Source organism: Actinoalloteichus fjordicus, assembly GCF_001941625.1.
Classification (GTDB): domain Bacteria; phylum Actinomycetota; class Actinomycetes; order Mycobacteriales; family Pseudonocardiaceae; genus Actinoalloteichus_A; species Actinoalloteichus_A fjordicus.
Genome location: NZ_CP016076.1, coordinates 5,796,611 through 5,816,282, shown reverse-complemented (window position 1 = coordinate 5,816,282; position 19,672 = coordinate 5,796,611). Strand labels below are relative to the sequence as shown.

Annotated in this window: 15 protein-coding genes and 2 pseudogenes; 8 read left to right on the top strand and 9 right to left on the bottom strand. The window is 72.9% G+C overall.

Going from position 1 to position 19,672, the window contains the following annotated elements; translation table 11 throughout:
- Positions 1-443: 443 nt before the first annotated feature.
- Together UA74_RS24780 and UA74_RS32410 are read left to right on the top strand one after the other, a co-directional pair.
- Positions 444-2,147: a DUF885 domain-containing protein gene (locus UA74_RS24780; RefSeq protein WP_075742394.1), complete on the top strand. Its 1,704-nt coding sequence runs from the start codon at positions 444-446 to the stop codon at positions 2,145-2,147.
- A 448-nt stretch (positions 2,148-2,595) separates the two neighbouring features.
- Positions 2,596-2,829, top strand: coding sequence for a hypothetical protein (locus UA74_RS32410; protein WP_157442324.1), 234 nt, complete (start codon positions 2,596-2,598; stop codon positions 2,827-2,829).
- Between the two features lie 61 nt (positions 2,830-2,890).
- On the opposite strand, the gene UA74_RS24770 is transcribed toward UA74_RS32410, so the two are convergent.
- Together UA74_RS24770 and UA74_RS24765 are read right to left on the bottom strand one after the other, a co-directional pair.
- Positions 2,891-3,403 carry a GNAT family N-acetyltransferase gene (locus UA74_RS24770; protein WP_075744199.1) on the bottom strand — a complete coding sequence of 171 codons (513 nt, stop codon included), beginning with the start codon at positions 3,401-3,403 and terminating at the stop codon, positions 2,891-2,893.
- 53 nt (positions 3,404-3,456) lie between these two features.
- Positions 3,457-3,963: a YbaK/EbsC family protein gene (locus tag UA74_RS24765; RefSeq protein WP_075742393.1), complete on the bottom strand. Its 507-nt coding sequence runs from the start codon at positions 3,961-3,963 to the stop codon at positions 3,457-3,459.
- 198 nt (positions 3,964-4,161) lie between these two features.
- On the opposite strand from UA74_RS24765, the gene UA74_RS24760 reads away from it, so the two are divergent.
- The 3 genes from UA74_RS24760 (at position 4,162) to UA74_RS24745 (ending at position 6,377) form a co-directional block, all read left to right on the top strand.
- Positions 4,162-4,554, top strand: coding sequence for an SAV_6107 family HEPN domain-containing protein (locus UA74_RS24760; RefSeq protein ID WP_075744198.1), 393 nt, complete (start codon positions 4,162-4,164; stop codon positions 4,552-4,554).
- Entirely contained in the window at positions 4,551-5,330 is a 780-nt protein-coding gene (locus tag UA74_RS24755; protein ID WP_075742392.1) for a maleylpyruvate isomerase N-terminal domain-containing protein, read from the top strand. Before UA74_RS24760 ends, UA74_RS24755 begins: the two co-directional genes overlap by 4 nt.
- Positions 5,331-5,606: 276 nt before the next feature.
- Complete coding sequence (locus tag UA74_RS24745) at positions 5,607-6,377, top strand: hypothetical protein (protein ID WP_075742390.1); 771 nt, start codon at positions 5,607-5,609, stop codon at positions 6,375-6,377.
- A gap of 244 nt (positions 6,378-6,621) precedes the next feature.
- Here the strand turns inward: UA74_RS24745 and UA74_RS24740 are convergent.
- Positions 6,622-10,917 (bottom strand): annotated as a pseudogene (locus UA74_RS24740) (Lhr family helicase); the annotation flags it as partial.
- Between the two features lie 191 nt (positions 10,918-11,108).
- Positions 11,109-11,895: pseudogene (locus UA74_RS34375) on the bottom strand (DEAD/DEAH box helicase); the annotation flags it as partial.
- Positions 11,896-12,172: 277 nt separating this feature from the next.
- Here UA74_RS34375 and UA74_RS24735 point away from each other — a divergent pair.
- Positions 12,173-14,143: an Hsp70 family protein gene (locus tag UA74_RS24735; protein ID WP_075765568.1), complete on the top strand. Its 1,971-nt coding sequence runs from the start codon at positions 12,173-12,175 to the stop codon at positions 14,141-14,143.
- A gap of 416 nt (positions 14,144-14,559) precedes the next feature.
- Here the strand turns inward: UA74_RS24735 and UA74_RS24730 are convergent, their stop codons facing one another.
- From UA74_RS24730 to UA74_RS24725, 3 genes are all read right to left on the bottom strand, one after another.
- Positions 14,560-14,754, bottom strand: a complete 195-nt coding sequence (locus tag UA74_RS24730; RefSeq protein ID WP_075742387.1) for a DUF3046 domain-containing protein — start codon at positions 14,752-14,754, stop codon at positions 14,560-14,562.
- A 195-nt stretch (positions 14,755-14,949) separates the two neighbouring features.
- Positions 14,950-15,078 (bottom strand): hypothetical protein, encoded by a 129-nt coding sequence (locus UA74_RS34070; RefSeq protein ID WP_257787487.1) that lies wholly within the window; start codon positions 15,076-15,078, stop codon positions 14,950-14,952.
- A gap of 300 nt (positions 15,079-15,378) precedes the next feature.
- Positions 15,379-16,134, bottom strand: coding sequence for a DUF4383 domain-containing protein (locus UA74_RS24725; RefSeq protein ID WP_075742386.1), 756 nt, complete (start codon positions 16,132-16,134; stop codon positions 15,379-15,381).
- 110 nt (positions 16,135-16,244) lie between these two features.
- Here UA74_RS24725 and UA74_RS24720 point away from each other — a divergent pair, with 110 nt between their 5' ends.
- On the top strand, positions 16,245-17,270 hold the full coding sequence (locus tag UA74_RS24720; RefSeq protein ID WP_075744197.1) for an NAD(P)H-dependent flavin oxidoreductase: 1,026 nt from the start codon (positions 16,245-16,247) through the stop codon (positions 17,268-17,270).
- Positions 17,271-17,459: 189 nt separating this feature from the next.
- Positions 17,460-18,104, top strand: coding sequence for an MOSC domain-containing protein (locus tag UA74_RS24715; protein WP_075742385.1), 645 nt, complete (start codon positions 17,460-17,462; stop codon positions 18,102-18,104).
- A gap of 78 nt (positions 18,105-18,182) precedes the next feature.
- Here UA74_RS24715 and UA74_RS24710 read toward each other — a convergent pair whose 3' ends face one another.
- Positions 18,183-18,710, bottom strand: a complete 528-nt coding sequence (locus UA74_RS24710) for a GNAT family N-acetyltransferase (protein ID WP_075742384.1) — start codon at positions 18,708-18,710, stop codon at positions 18,183-18,185.
- Complete coding sequence (locus UA74_RS24705) at positions 18,707-19,672, bottom strand: zinc-binding dehydrogenase (RefSeq protein ID WP_075742383.1); 966 nt, start codon at positions 19,670-19,672, stop codon at positions 18,707-18,709. Before UA74_RS24705 ends, UA74_RS24710 begins: the two co-directional genes overlap by 4 nt.

The window sequence follows — 19,672 nt, the reverse complement described above, 5'->3', positions numbered from 1 at the left end:
AGTATGAGTATGTCTCGCTTTCTGTCGTCGAGGCCCGTCTGAGCTCGCGCGGGCCGCTCGCCGGGGCTGCCCGGCCTGCCTGCCATGGACGCGGCGGCGGCACCGCGAGGCCGGATCTCGGGTCACCTCCTGGACGGGGGGAGGGCCCTGGTCGCGGACCGGACTTCCGATGCGGACGGTTCGCGCCGAACCACCCGTCGGGGCGAGATCCGACGGTTCGAAGCGGCACGGACTCTTGCTTCGACGCCTGCGGGCGAGACTGACGGGACTGCGGACGGCGGTCGCCGCACCGACGGACGTCTTAACCGTGGCGGCACGGTGTCGGCCTGCGCGATGCGGTTCCTTCCCGGCCGGAAGACGCGGCGCATCACCCCTGCCGCCCGCTTCGTCGGCCGTCACGAAAACCTGCCGACCGCCGACGAGCAAGCAGGTAGCGTGCCCGCATGTCCTCCACTCCTCCTCCGGCCAAGGGCGTCCACGAGATCAGCGATCGATTCGTGGACGACTTCGTCTCCCTCGCTCCGAGCGACGCCACCTTCATCGGCATCTCGGGATACGACGACAAGTTGACCGACTACTCGCCGGAAGGCTTCGCGGCCAGGGGAGAGCTGGCCGCGACGGCGTTGCGGGCGATGGCGGCGGCCGAACCGGCCGATGCGGCGCAGCGGGTCGCCAAGGCCGTGTTCCAGGAGCGGATCGGTCTCGACAGCGAGCTGCATCAGGCAGGGCTGGACTCCGCGGCGTTGAACGTCATCGCCAGCCCGGTGCAGGAGATCCGAGAGGTCTTCGACCTGATGCCCACCGAGAGCACGGAGCACTGGGAGAACATCGCCGCCCGGCTGCGGTCCGTTCCCGACGCGCTCGCGGGACTGCGCGTGTCGCTGGGTGCGGGTGCCGCCGCGGGCCGCTGCGCAGCGTTGCGGCAGGTTGAGAAGGTCGCCGGACAGTGCGACACCTGGTCGGGTGGCGGCGACGTCGACTCCTTCTTCGGCTCGCTGATCGGCGGCGCCGACGGCCGGGCGGACGTGAACGCCACCCTGCGCACCGAGCTCCAGGCGGGCGCGGACGCCGCCGCCCAGGCCTACGCCGACTTCGCCCGATTCCTCCGTGCCGACCTCGCCCCGAAGGCACCGACCAAGGACGCCGTGGGCCCGGAGGCATACCAGCTGTGGTCGCGCTACTTCATCGGCGCGCGCCTGGACCTGGCCGAGGCCTACGCCTGGGGCTGGGAGGAGTTCTTCCGCATCGAGACGGAGATGAAGGAGGTCGCGGGCCGCGTCGTGCGCCCCGGCGCCACGCTCGCCGAGGCCGCCGCCGCCCTGGACGTCGATCCTCGCTACCAGGTGACCGGGCAGGACGCCTTCCAGCAGTGGATGCAGAACCTCTCCGACGCCGCCCTGCGGGAACTGCGCGGCGTGCACTTCGAGATCCCCGACGAGCTGATGAGCCTGGAGTGCCGGATCGCCCCGCCCGGCGGCGGCAACGGCGCCTACTACACCGGCCCCGCCGACGACATGTCCCGACCGGGCCGCATGTGGTGGTCGGTGAACACCGGCCAGGCCGACTTCGCCACCTGGCGTGAGGTCACCACCGTCTACCACGAGGGCGTGCCGGGCCATCACCTCCAGGTGGCCACGGCCGTGCATCTGCGGGAGCGCCTCAACAAGTTCCAGCGCCTGCTGTGCTGGGTGTCCGGACACGGCGAGGGCTGGGCGCTGTACTCCGAGCGGCTGATGCGCGAGTTGGGCTACCTCTCCGACGACGGCGACCTGATGGGCATGCTCAACGCCCAGCTGCTGCGGGCGGCCAGGGTGATCGTCGACATCGGCATGCACCTGGAGCTGGAGATCCCGAAGGGCACCGGCTTCCACGAGGGCGAGCGCTGGACGCCGGAGCTGGGCCTGGAGTTCATGCTCACCAGGACCATCGAGGCCCGAGACCACGTGTACGACGAGGTCGACCGCTACCTCGGCTGGCCGGGCCAGGCGCCCTCCTACAAGCTCGGCGAGCGGCTCTGGCTGGCGGCAAGGGACGACGCCAGGAAGCGAGGCGGCGCGGACTTCGACATCAAGGCCTTCCACCGGCAGGCCCTGGAGATGGGCGCGCTCGGCCTGGACGACCTTCGGGAGCAGCTCGCGCAGCTGTGAGGCGGGTCGCCTCGGCTGTGGAGTCGCCGGGGCGCCTTGGTCGGCTGCTCGCGGGCGGTGACCAGCGCAGGACGTGGTCATCGCCCGCGAGGGCGCCGAGCGCAGAGCCGAACGCCGGGCAGAGCGAATTCCGGGCAGAGCCGAACTCCGGTGCGACGGCCGCGACCGTCGGTTCGGCCCGGTCCCCGCGTCGCTCCTCGGCCTGGCTCGCTTCGGACGGGAGAAGATCGCGAGATCCCCTGCGGAGCCGTTCGATCCGTCGATCCCACCGGACTGAATCGGCTGCCCGCCGGCAGCGCCCGGGCGCGACGGTCCGGGTCCGGGTCCGGGGCGCTCGGCGATTGCGAGTGAGTGGCTAGGCTGGTCCTCGTGCCTGCCGATCGGTTTCCTCTCCTATCCGGAGTGAATGAGAATCCGGTTACCGTCCGGTAAGATCCCAGGTCAGCAAGTGTCCTCCCCGCGCACGCGGGGCTGTTCCGGCGTGCTGCACCGCCGCGTCGGCGGACCGGACGTCCTCCCCGCGCACGCCGGGCCTGGTCCGGAAGCTGTGCTGACGGCGCGGTATCTCGAACTCGCGGAGTCGTCCCACACCGGTGAGGTCGTTCTCGGTCTGGTCCTGATCGGCTCGTTGCCGTCCCTACCTGCCCGGCACGCGCAGCGCCGTCCCACGGTGTCGGCGTGAGCTGCGGAGGCCGAGAATCGGCGATCGAGTCGATCACCGAGCGACCGGGCTGCGGAGCCCGTCAGTCCAGCGGCAGGGTGCGGCCCAGTACCGCGAAGGGGCGGGGGTCGCCCGCGAAGCGGTAGTTGCGCAGGACGTCCTCGAAGCCGACACGGCGGTACAGCCGCCAGGCCCGGCTGGGGCCCTCCGGCGTGGAGAGCAGCACGTTGGCCCCCTCGGCCTGGTCCAGCAGCATCCGCAGCAGCGTCTCGCCGACGCCGTGTCCCTGCGCCGTGGGCAGCACGTGCAGTTCGGTCAGCTCGAAGTAGTCGGGCAGCCAGTGCTGGGCGCCCGCGGCGTGGCCGGTGTCGAGCAGCCCGTGGTTCACCTGTTCGTACCACCACTGGCCGGGGGCGCCGCGATAGCCGTAGGCCACCCCGACCATCGCGCCCCGGTGATCGAGGGCCGCGACGCCGCGCCAGCCCTCGCGGACGGCGTGGGAGAGCCAGGTCGGGCCCCGATGGTGCATGGCGCTGGGGGGATAACGCATCGCGGTGACGTAGACCTGGAGTGCCTCGGTGAGCCTGAGCCGCATCTCCTCGGCGGACAGCTCGACGAAGCGTTCCCAGCCCGCTGCGGCGGCGGCGCTCACCTGCTGGTGCCCCCCGCTTCGGCGACGGCCAGCACCCGGCCGCCGGTCAGTGCGACCAGCTCGGCAAAGGTGATGGGGAACAGTGCTTTGGGATGTCCGCCTGCTGCCCAGATCACCGGGTGATCGGCCAGGCTCGCGTCGATCAGCGTGGTGATCGGCGCGGGATGCCCCACCGGGGAGACGCCGCCGATGGCCTGGCCGGTATGGGTGCGCACGAACTCGGGCGTCGCTCGGCCGACCTTCTCGACGCCGATCGCCGAGGCGAGCAGCGCGGTGTCGGCGCGGTGCGCGCCGGAGGTCAGGGCCAGCAGCGGTGCCGAGTCGGCGTCGAAGATCAGGCTGTTGGCGATGGCGCCGACGTCGACGCCCACCGCCTCGGCGGCCTGGGCGGCCGTGCGGACGTCGGCGTCCAGGACGCGAATGCCCTCCGCCGCATCGGGCAGGCCTGCCTCGGCCAGTGCCGCCGCGACCTTGCGTACACCGGGGTGCTCGATCGAGCTCACCCGTTCATCAGATCACGCCTGGCGCGTTGTCGGCATCTCGGGTTAGTGTGGGGATGTTCGAACATCAGTTCGAATGCAGTCCGACTCGTCCTCGCGAGCAAGCTCCCTTCGGAGGCCGCCGTGTCCGTTCAGTACGACTCCGCCGTGATTCACCCCGGGCCCGCCCATCAGGTCCTTCCCCTTCGGACAGTCCCGGCGATGCGGCCTGCTCCCGCGCCCTCCTCCTCGGCGCTCGCTCTTCTCGACCAGGCCCGCTTCGCGCTGGGCGAGTCCTGCCGCGCGGTGAGCCACCACGACCGCTTCCTGCACTCCTATCTGAGCGCCCTGCGGGCAGGCGCGGCGGTGCTGGCCACCAGGACCCGCCCGGCGCCCGGCCTCAGCAGGCCGCGCAGCGTGTGGTGGCTGCTCTCCCAGGCCGCGCCGGAGTTCGCCGAATGGGCGGGCTTCTTCGAGTCCTGCTCGGCCCGGCGGGCCGCCGTGCAGGCCGGTGTCCTGCGGGTCGTGTCGGTCCGCGACGCCGATGATCTCGAACGTCAGGTCCACCAGTTCCTGGCGCTGGCCGAATCGGCAGTGTGGGGAGGCAGGCGATGAAGCGGGTGACGGCGATCGACTACGAGCGTTTCCTCGACGTCCTGTCCATCGACGGCGAGCGGCTCGCGTCCTGCGTGGGCAGCGCGCCGGGGAACAGCCCGGTCCCCGGCTCCCCGGGGCTGACTCTCGCCGAGACGGTGCGGCGCCTCGGCGACGTCTACCGCTCCACAGCCGACTGGACCCGCTCGCCGGACGGGACGCCCGTCCCGCCTCGCGAGGTGCACATTCCCCGGCAGGGTGACGATCGGCGGCTGGCCGAGTACCTGCGGGCCGGGCTGGCCGAGGTGGCGGGCGAGCTGTCCGCCCATCGGCCGGAGGAGCGCTGCCCGACCTGGTGGCCCGCCGACGCCAGCTTCGGCTTCTGGGCGCGACGGCTGACCCACGAGACGATCGTGCACCGGGTCGACGTGCAGGCCGCCGCGGGCCTGCGGTGCGATCACGTCGACACCGACATCGCGGTGGACGGCGTCGACGAGGTCCTCACCCTGTGGTTCGATCACCGGCTCGGCGAGTTGGCCATCACGGCCTCTCGCCCGGCGACGGTGGCCGTGCGGACCGGGGGGCGGGTCTGGCTGACCCAGGCTGGGGCCGCCGGGACCACGGTGCGGGCGGTGCAGGCGGACGCGGTGCCCGACGTCGACGCGACGGTCTCCGGTGATCCCTTCGCCGTCTACCTCTGGCTCTGGGGCAGGCTGCCGGACTGGGCGGTCACCCTGGACGGCGACGCCGACGCGCTCGCCCAGCTCTGGGTGCTGTTGAACGTGGCCACCCGGTGAAGCCCTGGTCCGGAGCGGCGGTTCCAGCCCGCCGCTCCGGGCCGGGTGCCTGCCTGCGACGGGCAGCGACGGCGGAGGTGACGGCCCGACCCGACCGCCGCGTCAACGGCGGGCGATCCCGCCCGAGCCGGGCTCGGCGCGGCCCGTCGACAGCCCTGCCCTCGGGCTGCCGCGACGAACGGTGCTGCCGTCCGGCACCGATTCCACCGATGCCGACCGTGTCACATCTCCGTCCGTCTCGGGTGTCCACTGCCTCGGATCGGTGATGCTGAGGCCATGCACGCAGCGATTCGACGAACGACGGCAGCGGCCCTGGTGCTCGGCGCCTCGGTGCTGGCCGCAGGCTGCTCTGTCGAGTCGCGGGCGAACGCGGCGGCCGAGAACGCCGCCCTCGCCGTCGCCCAAGAGCTGGGCGTGGAGCTGCGGCACTCCTCGGCGACGCGGGCGGCGGAGTACGGGCGGCGGGCGGCGGAGTCCGTCGATCTGCTTTCCCTCGACGAGGCCCGCGACGGCGAGACCTCCTCGGTGCGGCTGGTGATCCGGACCGAGGGACGTGGTGAGGCTGCGCCTCGACCGCAGATCGTGCCGGGACAGACGACCCAGGTCGCCACCGTCGTCCGCTGCTACGAACTGGTGTTCGCAGGCGACGACGATGAGGACGGCCGGGCGCTTCCGGTCGACTGTCCTGCCGACGCGGAGCCGATCAGCTATCCGCCGCTGCCGCCGACGCCGGAGCTGCCCGAGGAGTTCGCCGATCTCCTGAGCGACGCCCTGGCCGAGGCGGCCGAGAGGGAGGCCGTGTCGGAGGAACAGGTCCGTGCCGTGGTCGACGGGCTGTCCACCGGGGAGGAGTCCACCCGCGACCTCGCCGCCTCGGACGGCGCCGTCGGGCTGGCGTTTCGGGCAGGCGACGACTGTGTGCTGGGGCGGGTCGCGCCCGGTGACTCGGCCGTCTGGACGCCGGCCCGCGTTCAACTCCAACCCGGCGAACTGAACTGCTCGGCGGGGGAGGCCCTGGGCATGCTGGGCAGCAGACCGCCGCACTGAGGCATCGGCTTCCGTGCCTCGGGACACGCCGCTACGCCTGCCCCGTCGTTCTAGCGAGACGATCTTCGGCCGAGCCGTTCTCGGATCAGGTGACGAGGCATCCGGGCGGATCGACTCGTTCTCCCCGCTGCCCGCTTCGGCCGAGGAGAACCGCGAAGGCACCCGGCGACGGCGAGGCCCCGCCGAGTCGACGCAGGTTCGCCGCCGTCGCCTGCCGCCCGCGTGCCGCCCGCCTGCCGCCTGCTCACCCACGCAGCCGCAGGCCCTTCGGCGTGGCGCGGAAACCCGCTTGCTGGAGCACGGCGGCCAGTCGGGAGCCCAATGCCTGCTCCCCGTCGGCCCGCGACAGCACCAGCGGCTCGGTCCGGCCGGAGCGCACGACGTCGACCAGCGCCGCCGTCGCCGTTCGCAGTGCGGTCTCGTCCTCGGTGAACGACAGCAGGGACTTCCCGCCGCGCTCCACGTAGAGCACCGGCTCGCCGTCGACCAGCGCGATCAGCGCCCCCGCCTTGCGCCCCGGCCGATGCCCGCCCGCGCCGATCGATGCGGGCCACGGCAGCGCCGCGCCGTAGGGCTGGGCCGGATCGGCTGCCGCCAGCACCGATGCGGCCGGTCGCCCGTCGAGCCGGCCCGCCTCCCGCGAGAAGGCCCGCAGGCCGTCCACGGCACCCGGCACCGCGAACTGCGCGCCGCCGGGACCTCGGACGAGCAGGCCTCGCCTGCACCGCCCGGACTCCTCCATGGCGCGCAGCACTCGATACACGCCCGCGAAGCCGCCCGGTACGCGCTCGCCCTCCACCGCGCCCCTGGTGAGCACGCCGTGCCGGGCGAGGAGGGCCTCGGCCTGCGCGTGGGCCCGCCGGGTCGGGTCGGTCTCCCGGACCGGCACCAGCGACCAGCGGCCCGCGACGGTCGGCGGCCCGCTCGCGCCCAGCATCGGCCTGCCGTGCCTGCTGACGCGCAGACCCGCGCGCCGTCCTCGGGGAGCCTGCCTGCGCGGGCGGTGCGTCGCCGCGCCGCCGCCGAGCAGGGCACGCAGCGGCGCGAGGGTGTCATTGGTGACCAGCCCCGCCCACACGAGCTGCCACAGCGCGGTGACCAGGTCGCCCTCGGCCTGCCGTGGCTCGCCGCGATCCGTGGACCACGCGGCGATCCGCTCGACGAGCCCTCGGAAGAACAGCCCACCCGAGGCCAGGGCGGTGAGCAGCGCCCGGTGCAGGTCCGTGTCCAGCACCGGATCCTCCGCCGCGGGCGGCGGGAGGATCAGTTCGGCGAGGTCGGCAGGCGCCAGCGCCAGCCAGCCGTCGCCCGCGCCCAGTGGGCCGCATCCGCACCACACGACCTCGCCTGCGGCCGTCAACTCGTCGAGTGCGGCGGGCCGATAATCCGGCAGCCGGGCGCCCAGGATCATCGACTCCACCGCGCTCGCGGGCAGCGGCGCCCCGGCGAGCTGCTCGATCACCGCCAGCACCTCGTCCGGACTCGCTGCATCGACCCTGGAACGGGCGGTGGACGCCGTTCCCCCGCCGTCCGCACCTCGGCCCCGGCGCGCGGCCCCGACCTCGGAATCGTCCGCGCCGACCGACGTACCGTCGAGTCCCGGCGCCGTTTCCTCGGGCCCGGCCGGGAGCGGCGGCGCGGGCAGTACTCCGTGCCAGTCGGGGAGGAACCGCCCGAGCGCGGCGGGCTCCACGGGTTCGACCTCCGCCCGGAGCCGCGCGAGCGAGCCGCGCCGGAGCCTGCGCAACACCTCGGCGTCGCAGTACTCGGTCGGCGTGCCGAGACCACCGGGGATCGCGGTCTCGGCCTCGACCGGCCGCAGCTCGCCCCGCACCAGCCTGCCGCTGACCCGCAGGCGGTCCAGCCGATCCGTCACCGGCCCGACGCCGAGTCCGAACCGAGCCGCCGCCTCCGCCGCGCGGAACGGCCCCCGGCCCCGGGCGAACCGGATCAGCAGATCACCGAGCGCATCGGCGGTCGTGGTCAGCAGCGCGGCGGGCAGCCCGGCGGGCAGCGTCGTGCCGAGCGCGTCCCGGTAGCGGGCGGCGTCCTCCACGGCGATCCAGCGACGTTCGCCCGCCACGATCACCTCGATCGCCCGCCCGGCCGCGACCAGCTCGGTCGCCCAGTCGAGCAGGCCGCCCCTGGCGATGATCTCCTCGCCACCGAGGTCGCCGAGGAAGCGCAGCAGGTCGGCGACGCCCTCCGCATCGGTGACGTGGTACTCCGGGTCGGTGCGCTGCAACGCGGCCTCGACCTCGGTCAGCACGGTCGGATCGAGCAGGTCCCGGACGGCCTCGGAGCCCAGCAGCTCGCCGAGCAGCGTCGCGTCCAGGGTGAGCCCGGCCGCCCTGCGCTCGGCCAGCGGGACGTCCTCGCCGTAGAGGAACATCGCCACGTACCCGACCAGCAGCGCGCGGGCGAAGGGCGACGGCGCCTGCGTCTCGACCTCGACGACCTCGACCCGCCGAGCCGAGGCGTCGCGGAACACGGTGACCAGGCCCGGCAGGTCGTAGACGTCGCGCAGGCACTCACGCATCGTCTCCAGCATCACCGGGAACTGGTCGTACCGGGCCGCCACCGTCAGCAGCTGCGCGGACCGCTGTCGCTGCCGCCACAGCGGGCTGCGCCGTCGCGGATCCCAGCGCGGCAGCAGCAGCGACCGCGCCGCGCACTCCCGGAAGCGGGCCGCGAACAGCGCGGAGGAGCCGACCTCCTGACTGACCAGCCGCTCCACCTCGTCGGGGTCGAAGAGGACGTCCTCGGCGGCCACCGTGTGCTCGCCGTGCTCCTCGGCCAGCTCGGCGGGCAGCCGCAGGACGATGCCGTCGTCGGAGTGCACCAGCTGCGGGTCGACGCCGAGCCGGTCCCGCAGCCGGGCGGCGATCAACAGCGCCCACGGCGCGTTGACGCGGTCGCCGAAGGGGGAGTGCAGGACCCACTGCCAGTCGCCCAGCTCGTCGCGGAACCGTTCGAGGAGCACCGTGCGGTCGTCGGGCACCCGGCCGGTGGCCGCGCGCTGCTCGGCGAGGTAGGCGAGGAGGTTGTCGCAGGCCCACACGTCCAGGCCCGCGGCCTCGGCCCGGCGGCGTGCCGAGTCGGGGTCGGCGGCGACGATCTCGCGGACGAAACCGCCCAGCGCGATGCCCAGTTCCAGCGGCCTGCCCGGCGAGTCGCCCTTCCAGAACGGCATCCGTGCGGGCAGGCCCGGCGCCGGGGTCACGATGACCCGGTCGTGGGTGATCTCCTGAACCCGCCACGAACTGGTGCCCAGTAGGAAGGTGTCGCCCACCCGTGACTCGTAGACCATCTCCTCGTCCAGTTCGCCCACCCGCGCGCCCGGCTCGCCTTCGCCGCCGGGGGTGGTCACGGTGAACAGTCCTCGATCGGGGATGGTGCCGCCGGAGGTCACCGCGAGTCGCTGCGCGCCGGGCCTGGCATGCAGCACGTCCGCCGTCCGATCCCAGACGATCCGCGCGCGCAGTTCGCCGAACTCCTCGCTGGGATATCGCCCGGCGAGCATGTCCAGGACCGCGTGCAGTGCCGAGTCGGGCAGCCCGGTGAAGGGCGCCGCCCGCCGCACCAGCGCGGCCAGCTCGGCCACCGACCACGGCTCCATCGCGACCATCGCCACGATGTGCTGAGCCAGGACGTCCAGCGGGTTGCGGGGAAAGCGGATCTCCTCGATGGCGCCGCTGCGCATCCGCTCGGCGACGATCGCGCAGGACACCAGGTCGCCTCGGAACTTCGGCAGCACCACCCCGGTGGACACCGCGTCGACGTGGTGCCCGGCCCGGCCGACCCGCTGGAGCCCGGCGGCCACGCTCGGCGGCGCCTCCACCTGGATCACCAGGTCCACCGCGCCCATGTCGATCCCCAGCTCCAACGAGGACGTCGCCACCACGCACGGCAGCATCCCCGCCTTCAGCTCCTCCTCCACCTCGGTGCGCTGCGCCCGCGCCATCGAGCCGTGGTGGGCCTTGGCGATCACCGAGGGGGCGCCCGTGGCGACGCCGGACTGCCCGACCGCCTCCGCCGGGAAGCGGACCGGCCCGGCGGGCCTGCCCGCGCCCGCCAGGGCGGCTCCGGCGCTCCCGGGGCGCGCGGCGACTGCCCGGCCGCCCGTCGCCGCTCCGGGTGTCCGCGCCGTCGTCGGCGGGCCGGTCTGCGGGCCCGAGGTCTGGTCGGTGGCTCCGCCGACGTCCGGCGTCTCCGCCGAGGGGCCTGCCGATCCGTCGCCTTCGGCCGCGTCGTCGGGTTCGGCAGGTCCGAGCGCGGCGTCTGGATCGGCTGCCGCACCGGCGCCCGCCCGCCCGTCGAGGTCCGACAGCCGGTCGAGGTCCACCCTGGCGAAGCCCTCGCCGTCCAGCTCCGGACCGGCGAGGCGCGCGCCGTCCTGCGCTGCGGTCTCCTCCGCCACCAGCTCGTTCAGCCGCGCGGTGAGCCGCTCGGCGAGCCGCCGAGAGTTGACGAAGACGATGGTGGATCGATGGGCGCGGACCAGGTCGAGCACCCGCCGCTCCACTGCGGGCCAGATCGAGGCGCTGGGCACCGAGTCGGCGGCAGGCACCGCGGCCGCCTCGCCGCCCGCCGGGGCCTTCGCGCTCGATGTCGCTCCGGACTCCTCGGCGTCCTCGACGGCGGCGCCCACAGCAGGCCGACTCGACCCCGGCCCGGCGCCGCGCCGCCGATTCGCCGGTGCGGCAGGCGGGACGGGCTCGGCCTGCTGCTCGTCGAGCCGCGACATGTCGGCGACCGGAACCTCCACCCGGACCGCCACCTCCTTGGGGTGGACAGGCCGAACGACCTCCACCGGCGCCCCGGCGGCCAGGAACGTCGTGATCTCCTCCACCGGCCGAACCGTTGCCGACAGACCGATCCGCTGTGCCGGGCGGACCAGGAGCGCGTCCAGCCGCTCCAACGACACGGCGAGATGAGCGCCTCGTTTCCCACCCGCCACCGCATGCACCTCGTCGACGATCACCGTCGCCACACCCCGCAGCGACTCGCGTGCCGCCGAGGTCACCAGCAGGAACAGCGACTCCGGCGTGGTCACCAGCACGTCGGGCGGGGTGCGGTTGAACCCTCGGCGCGTCGCCGAGTCGGTGTCGCCCGTCCGCATGCCGACCGTGATGTCGGGGGCGGGCAGGCCGAGTCGCGTCGCAGAGCGACCGATTCCGGCCAGCGGACCACGCAGGTTCCGCTCCACGTCGACCGCCAGGGCCTTCATCGGTGAGACGTAGAGCACCCGGCACCGAGCCCGAGGCTCGGCGGGCGGCCCGGTCACCGCGAGTCGGTCCAGCGCCCAGAGGAAGGCGGCGAGGGTCTTGCCCGCCCCGGTCGGCGCGATCACCAGGGCGTGTCCGCCCCGTGCCGCGGCCCGCCAGGCACCGGTCTGGGCCGAGGTCGGAGCGGGGAAGGTGGTGCCGAACCAGTCGCGAGTGGCGGGGGAGAACAGCTCGAGCCCCCGCTGCGCATCCGCGCCCGCGGGATCGCCGATGCCACTGCCTGGGCTCATCGGACCATCCTCACCCAGCACACCGACGACTTCGACTCGGTGCGAGGCTCGGACGTCGGGTGAGATCGCGGTTAGGGCAAAACCGCCGAATCCGCCGGGACGGCATGGCACCATCTCCACCGGGCCTCCCCGCATCGCCCGTGCTCGCCCGACCCGTGCTCGGCGCCGAGTGCGACATCCTTTCGGACCCGGCGGCCGTCTCGTAGCCTCCGACGACGGGCCGTCTCGTCGCCGAAGGCGACAGCGGGGGCACCGACACAGCGTCGAGGAGAGTGCAGTGCGCGTCCTGTCCGTGGACCTGGGTACGTCGAACACCGTCGCGGTGCTGTCCGCACACGGTCGAGAGCCTCGCGTCATCGAGGTCGACGGGTCCGCCACCATGCCCTCGGCCGTCTTCGCCGACGAGGACGGCACGCTGGTCGTCGGGCGGGATGCCGAGCGCCGCGCGCGGCTCGACCCGGCTCGATACGAGCCGAACCCCAAGCGCAGGGTCGACGAGGGCTCATTGCTGCTGGGGACCAGCGTCGTCTCGGTCACCGAGGCGATGTCCGCCGTCCTCATGCGAGTGGCGGCGGAGACCAGCAGACAGCTCGGCGGCGGGCGCCCCGACGAGGTCCGCCTGACCCACCCCGCCCAGTGGGGTGCGACGCGGCGGAACGTGCTGCTGGCGGCCGCGCGGCTCGCGGGCCTCGGCGACGACCTGGTGCTCGTGCCGGAACCGGTCGCGGCGGCGGCGCACTTCGCCTCCTTCCCCGACCGGTCGCTGCCGCCGGGCAAGGCACTGGCGGTGTACGACCTCGGCGCGGGCACCTTCGACTGTGCCGTGGTCGGAGCCACCCAGAACGGCTTCGTGGTCCTCGCGGAGAACGGGCTGCCCGACCTCGGCGGACTCGACGTCGACCAGGTGCTGTTGGAACACGTCGGCAGGCAGGTGTCCCAGCATGATCCGAGCGGCTGGCAGCGGCTGCTCCGCCCCGAGACGACCAACGATCGTCGGGCGCAGCGGGCGCTGCGCGAGGACGTCAAGGCGGCGAAGGAGACGTTGTCGCGCCATCCGCAGACCGACGTCCCGCTGCCGGACCCCTTCCAGGACGTGCTCGTCACCCGATCAGAGCTGGAGGCGCTGATCCGGCCGAGCATGCTGCGCAGCGTCGAACTGCTCAAGGCGACGATCCGGGCGGCGGGCATCGCCCCGGAGGCGCTGGCGGGCATCTACCTCGTGGGCGGGTCCAGCCGGATCCCGCTGGTGGCCACCCTGATCGCGGAGCAGACCAAGGTCGTCGCGACCAGCCTGGACCAGCCGGAGACCGCAGTGGCGCTCGGGGCGCACCACGTTCCGCGAGACGGCGCGACCATGCGCACCCAGGACTTCGAACCGGACCAGTTCACCGCGTCGCCCGCCACGCCTGCCGGCGGCCGACCTGCCGCAGGCGGTACGCCCCCGGAGGGCAGACCCGTCCCCGGCGGTGGATTCACCGTGCCGCAGCCTGCCTACTCCACGACTTCCCAACCGACGATGACCGGCTATCCGAGCACGGGCGGCCAACCGGCGCTCAGTCAGGCCGGGCCGAGCCATCCGGTGCCCGGCAGGCCCGGTCCGGGCCACAGCGGACCACACGGCGTGGGCACCAGCTACCCCCCGACCTACGCGCTGAGCGCCGCGCAGGGCGGTCCGGCGCCACGGCGTAGGACCGGTCTACTGGTCTCCGCGATCGTCGGCGTGGCGGTGCTCGTGGCGGGCGCCGTCGTCGGCGGAATCATGCTGTTCGGTTCCGATGCGCTGCCCACCGCAGCGGAGTGCTCCTCGGGCGCCGAGACGGACGAGAACGGCTTCACCGCCTGCCTGCGTCAGCTCGCGGGCACGGTCCCCGATCGGCACGACTGCGGACCTGGCGACGCCGAGTCGAGCGGTTCGGGCGAGAGCAGCATCGTCACCTGCCAGTTCAGCCATGCGACGGAGAGCTACGCCCTCGCCTACAACCATGCGGGCTCGGTGGAGGCGGCGGGCGCCACCGCCGAGTCCTGGCTGTCCCACAGCGAGGGCGACCTGGTCGAGGCGCGCTGGGCGGGCAACGGTCTCGACGGCCGCTACCAGTCCGCCGTCAGCGAGGGGCGGGGCATCCTGGTGTTCACCGTGACGGATCGGCCCCTCGTCGGCTTCGTGCTCGCCAACAGCTCCGAGGCCGAGGAGTTCACCGCCGACGCGCTGGCCGACTACTTCGAGGCGAGCATCCAGCCGGGAACCTGAGGGTTCTCGGGTACTTCTGCCAGCGCTGCGGTGCTTCGGCGTCGTTGCCTTCTCGACGCTGCCCGCGCCGTGCCGCCCGGCGTTGCCGACTGTTGCTGGTCTGATCACTTCCGTGCGGGAGCAGACCCAGCCGTCGATCCGGGGTCACGCAAGCAGGGGTCGGATGACGGATCACCACCCCGCGTGTGCTGGGCCGACGCGGCAGGCGGCGCGGCGACGACCGACACCGGCGGAACCATCCCCGCGTGCGCGGCGCCGACACTTTCCGACCTAGGAGTTCTCTGTGCCTGACCCCGATTCCCTACCGCGTGATCCAGGTCGTATCCGGCGGTCAACGCGAGGATCAGTGCCGGAGGTTCGTACTGCGCAGGTGACTCAGGCTTCGGGGTGCATCGGGACAAGCTGAACCGCGCGATTCAGCGCCGTTCTGCCGGGATGTCGAAGGCGTCGCACACGGCACGCCAGGCCTGACGGGGCTCGACGCCCGCTTCCAAGGCCTGGTTGACGGTGCGTCCGCCGAGCTCGGAGAACACGTGGTCTCTGGCCAGCATCTCGGCCCGGACTCGGCCGAACTCCTGGGCCATCGCGGAGCGGAAGGCGGTGTGTCGCATCCCTACCACCGTAGCCCGCCCGCCGAGTCGCACCGCAGGGTGGCCGTGGGCAGTTGAACGCCGACGGCGCCACGCGCACATCGCTCGATGCCGTCCGTCGCCGGTCAGTCGTCGACGTTCTCGACCACTTGCGGCAGCCACGGCTCTCCGCCCGCCACGACATCGAGGCCCAGGGCAGGGAGCGAGGACGTTGCCTCAGCGGTTCCGGTTCCGCCACCACACCGACACGGTGACGAGGACCGCCGCCGCCAGGCCTGCGGCCATGATCAGGCGACCGGTCGTGGACGAGAGGCCGGTGGGGTCCGTCTGCATCAGCGCCAGCACGACCTCGACGCTACCTGTCGATCCTCAGATCCGTCGGCAGACAGCGCGGCGCCGCACGGGCACGCACCCGCCGGGAGCGGACGGCGAGGGCGCCGACGGTGCGGGGATCGGCGGTCCAGCCGTCACCCTGCGAGCTCGACCTGACCCGATGCCCGATCCCGCTGCATCCGAACCCGGCCGAGTGCCTCTCGCCGCCGGACGGGTGCCGCGGAGCCTTGCCTGCACGGCACTCCGCAGCGCCGGTTCGCGCTGCACGCTGTGTCGGTGTGCTGCGCGTCGGTGTGCTGCGGGCCGCACCGATCAGGCGCGGATCGTCGGCGGCCTGCGGTGTCGGCCGCGTGACCCGCGTCGAGACGACTGCCGTTTCCGCTCCTCCTGCGCAGGCACGGTGCCCGCCGCATGCTCGTCCTCGTATCGGCGGTAGGCCTCGCGGCGGGCGATCTCGGCACGCTCCTGCGCGTCGGCGGCCACCAGCCGCTGCTGTTCCGGGGTCGCGGTGCCCTGGGCCACGGCGTACTCGGCGTCGGCGATCGGCTGGATCTCCGCCAGCCGCCTGCGCTCCGCCGTCTCCTCCGCGCTGTGGTCGACGCTCGGGTCCTCGTGGTGCCGGGCTCGGACGAAGGGGTTGTCCTCCCGCAGTCCGCCGCTGAGCCGCCCGTAGAGGCCCAGGAAGAGCAGCAGCATCCCGACCACGAGGCTGAACACCACGTTCTGCATCTCGAAGGCGAGCAGATTGAGCGGGGTCTCCAGCAGAGCGAGGTTCACCAGGCCGGACAACAGGAACAACAGCCCGATGACGACGGCCGTGGTGGAGGCGACGACGCCGCCGATGACGGCCGAGCCGATCAGGATCACGCCCACGATCACCGAGATCAAGGAAAGCAGACCGTTGCTGGACAGGCCCAGGACGCGGTCGCCCTCGATGGAGAAGAAGGTCAGGCGGTTGATGAAGCCGAGCAGCCCGAAGACGATGAGCCCGGCGCCGATCAGTCCCGCGCCGACCCGGTAGATCTTGTTCAGCGGGTGCCCGACCGGCAGGTATTGATTCATTCTCATGTTCCGCTCCCTCGCATGGATGGAGGCGGGTCCGGAAGGTGTCCAGTGTGCTCCGGGTCTCGTCGGGTCGCACGTCCCTCGGCCCCCGAACTGCGACTACGGTGGCTGACGTGGTGAATGAGTTGCGTGTTCCGATCGTCGCGGCGCCGATGGCGGGCGGGGTGAGCACGCCGGAACTGGTCGTCGCCGTGGGCGAGGCGGGCGGACTCGGCTTCCTCGCTGCCGGCTATCTTTCGCCCGATCGGGTGAAAACCGAGATTCATCGGGTCCGCAGCCTCAGCCGATGCCGGTTCGGCGTGAACCTCTTCGTGCCCGGCGAGCCCTCCGGTGCGGACCTGTCGGCGTTTCGCGAGCTGGTGGCCGACCAGGGACGTCCCCTCGGCGTCGCGCCGGGCGAACCCCGCTGGGACGACGACGACTACCGCGCCAAGCTGGCGCTGCTGCTCGCCGAGCCGGTGCCCGTGGTCTCCTTCACCTTCGGCGTGCCCGCCGCCCAGGACGTGCGACGACTTCAGCGGGTCGGCAGTCAGGTGGTCGTCACCGTGACCAGCCCGGACGAGGCGCGACAGGCGGTCGCGGCGGGTACGGACGGCCTGTGCCTTCAGGGCATCGAGGCGGGCGGCCACCGAGCGGTCTTCGTGGACGACGGCCGCTCCGAGGCGGGCGGCCCGACCCACCCGCTGCTCGACCTGATCGGACTGGTCCGCGCTCAGACCACGCTGCCGTTGATCGCGGCAGGCGGCCTCACCGACGGCCGGGCGCTCCGTGAGGTGCTCGCGGCCGGGGCCGGCGCAGGACAGTTCGGCACGGCGTTCCTACGCAGCCCGGAGGCGGGCACGAAGACCGCGCACCGGTCGGCGCTCACCCAGCGCCGGGGGACGGCGCTGACGAGGGCGTTCACCGGCAGGCCCGCGCGCGGCCTGGTCAACGAGATGATGACCGAGCTGACCGCGCACGCCCCGGCGGCCTACCCGGAGATCCATCACCTGACCGCCCCGGTGCGCGCTGCGGCGGGCGCCGCCGAGGACCCGGAGCGGATGTCCGCCTGGGCGGGCCTTGGCGCGGACGAGACCCGTGAACTCCCCGCCGCCGAGCTGGTGGCGGCGTGGGGAGCGGAGATCGGCCGCTCGGCCTGAGCAGACACGGTGTAGCGCCCGCCCGCCTGGCCCGACCCGGTCGTTGGGCCGGTGGGAGACAGCCGCGCACGGCAGGGAACGTCGCTCGGCCCCGGTCGACGGCTGAGCGGCCGCTTCGGGGGTGTGACGACGGACGATCATCCGGAATCCCCTGTACAACGCGGCTGCCGACTCTTTAGCGTTGCCGTCATGGGGACCGTGCGCTCAGTCAACCTCGCCGTGGTCAGGACCGGCGACTGGACCGGGAAACTGGGTCGCACCGGCATCGACAAGCGTCCGGTGGACGGCCGAGTGCACGTCGCCCTCGGCGGCGTCACGGGTGACACCGTGGTGGACACGGCGAATCACGGCGCCTCCTATCAGGCCGTGTACGCCTTCGGCGTCGACGATCTCGCACACTGGTCGTCGGTGATCGGCCGCGAACTGGTGCCGGGCAACGCGGGCGAGAACCTGAGCGTCGCGGACGCCGACGTCAACGACCTGGTGATCGGCCAGCGGGTTCGAGTGGGCGAGACCGTCCTCCGCGTGACCGGCCCGCGCATCCCCTGCCGGGTCTTCGCGGGCTTCTGGTCCGCCCAGAGCCTGATCAAGCGCTTCACCGAACACGGTCGGCCGGGCGCCTACTTCGCGGTGGAGGAACCGGGCGCCGTGTGGGCCGGGGCGCCGATCGAGATCCTGAGCACCCCCGACCACGGCGTGACCGTCGCCGAGGTCTTCGGCGTGCTGCGCGGCCGTAAGCGCGAACTGGACGATCACGTGCGCCAGGCCCTTGGCGATCTCCCCGAGCCCTGGGCCGAGGACGTCAGAAGCCGCATGGCCCTCGCGGCGCGCTGACACGCCGCCGTTCGTCGCTGCGTCGCTCTGCGGTCGTCGTTGCCCGCCGACCGGCTGCCGCTCCGAGTCCGTCCGCGGTCAGCGCATCGGGAGCACGGTCCCCAGGACCAGCGCCCTGCGGCGGTTCACCGTGCGGAACGGGCCGGTGAGCACGCGAAATCCCCGTCGTCGATAGAACTCGCGGGCCCGTCGGTTGGTGACGTCGGCCTGCAGCACGAGCCGGTCCTGCTCGATCCGTTCGCCCAGCGACCTGAGCAGCATCGTGCCGACGCCCGTGCCGTGGAACTCCGGTTCGACGTGCAGCTCCGCGACCTCGAAGGAGCCGGTCAGCCAGGAGGTGTGCCCGGCGGCCGCCAGGGCAGGCTGCACCAGTGCCGCCCACAGGGGGCGGGCTCCGCACGGCCAGCCGACGAGGACGCCGACCAGCCGATCCTGCTGATGCGCCCCCATCGTGAGCAGGCCGGGCACGGGTTCGAGGCCGGCCAGATGACCGGCCGCCCGGTCGGCCCCCGGCTGTCCCACTGCGGCCTGCGCGCGTCTGGCCAGGTCGATCACCGCGTGAACGGTCTCGTCCAGTCGGATCACCTCGACGCGCGCCGGACTCATCTCGTGAACACGATCTTTCCTGCCGTCTCCCCGCCGAGCATGGCCGTGAAGCCTGCCGTGGCCTGTTCCAACGGCAGCGTCAGCCCGATCTGCGGGCGGACGTCGTGCAGGCGCAGGAACGACACGAGATCGACCAGCTCCTGTCTGGTGCCCATCGTCGAACCCAGGACGCGGAGCTGGAGGAAGAAGACCCGCTGGAGGTCGGCGCTCGGGTCCGGGCCGGACGTGGCGCCTGCGACCACCACGGTGCCGCCCGGCTTGAGCGACTTCAGCGAATGCGACCAGGTGGCCTTGCCGACGGTCTCGAAGACCGCGTCCACTCGTTCGGGGAGTCGGACGCCGGTCTCGAAGGTCGCGTGGGCACCGAGGCTCGACGCCAGCGCACGCTTCTCCTCGGTGCGGCCTGTCGCCCAGACGCGGGCGCCTGCCGCGCTCGCGAGCTGGATGAGCGCCGTCGACACGCCGCCGGAGGCGCCCTGCACCAGCACCGTCTGGCCCGGCCGCACGCCTGCCTGCACGAAGAGCATCCGGTACGCCGTGAGCCAGGCGGTGCCCAGCGTCGCGGCCTCGACGAACGACAACTCGGCGGGTTTGGGGACCACGTTGCCCGCAGGCACGACCACCGAGTCCGCGAAGGTGCCCTGATAACGCTCGGTGAGCAGTGTCCGCTTCGGATCCAGCGTCTCGTCGCCCCGCCAGCCCGGCGCGTTGATCACCGGGTGGATCAGCACCTCGGTACCGTCGGCCAGCACGCCCGCGCCGTCACAGCCCAGGATCATCGGAAAGGACTCGGCCGCGATGCCCACGCCGCGCAGGGTCCAGACGTCGTGCATGTTCAGGCTGGCCGCCCGCACGTCGACCCGCACCCACCCTTCCGGCACCGACGGCTCCGGCCGTTCCCCGATGGTCAGCCCCGTGAGCGGGTCGTCGACATCGGGCGCACTGGCGTATACGGCGAACAT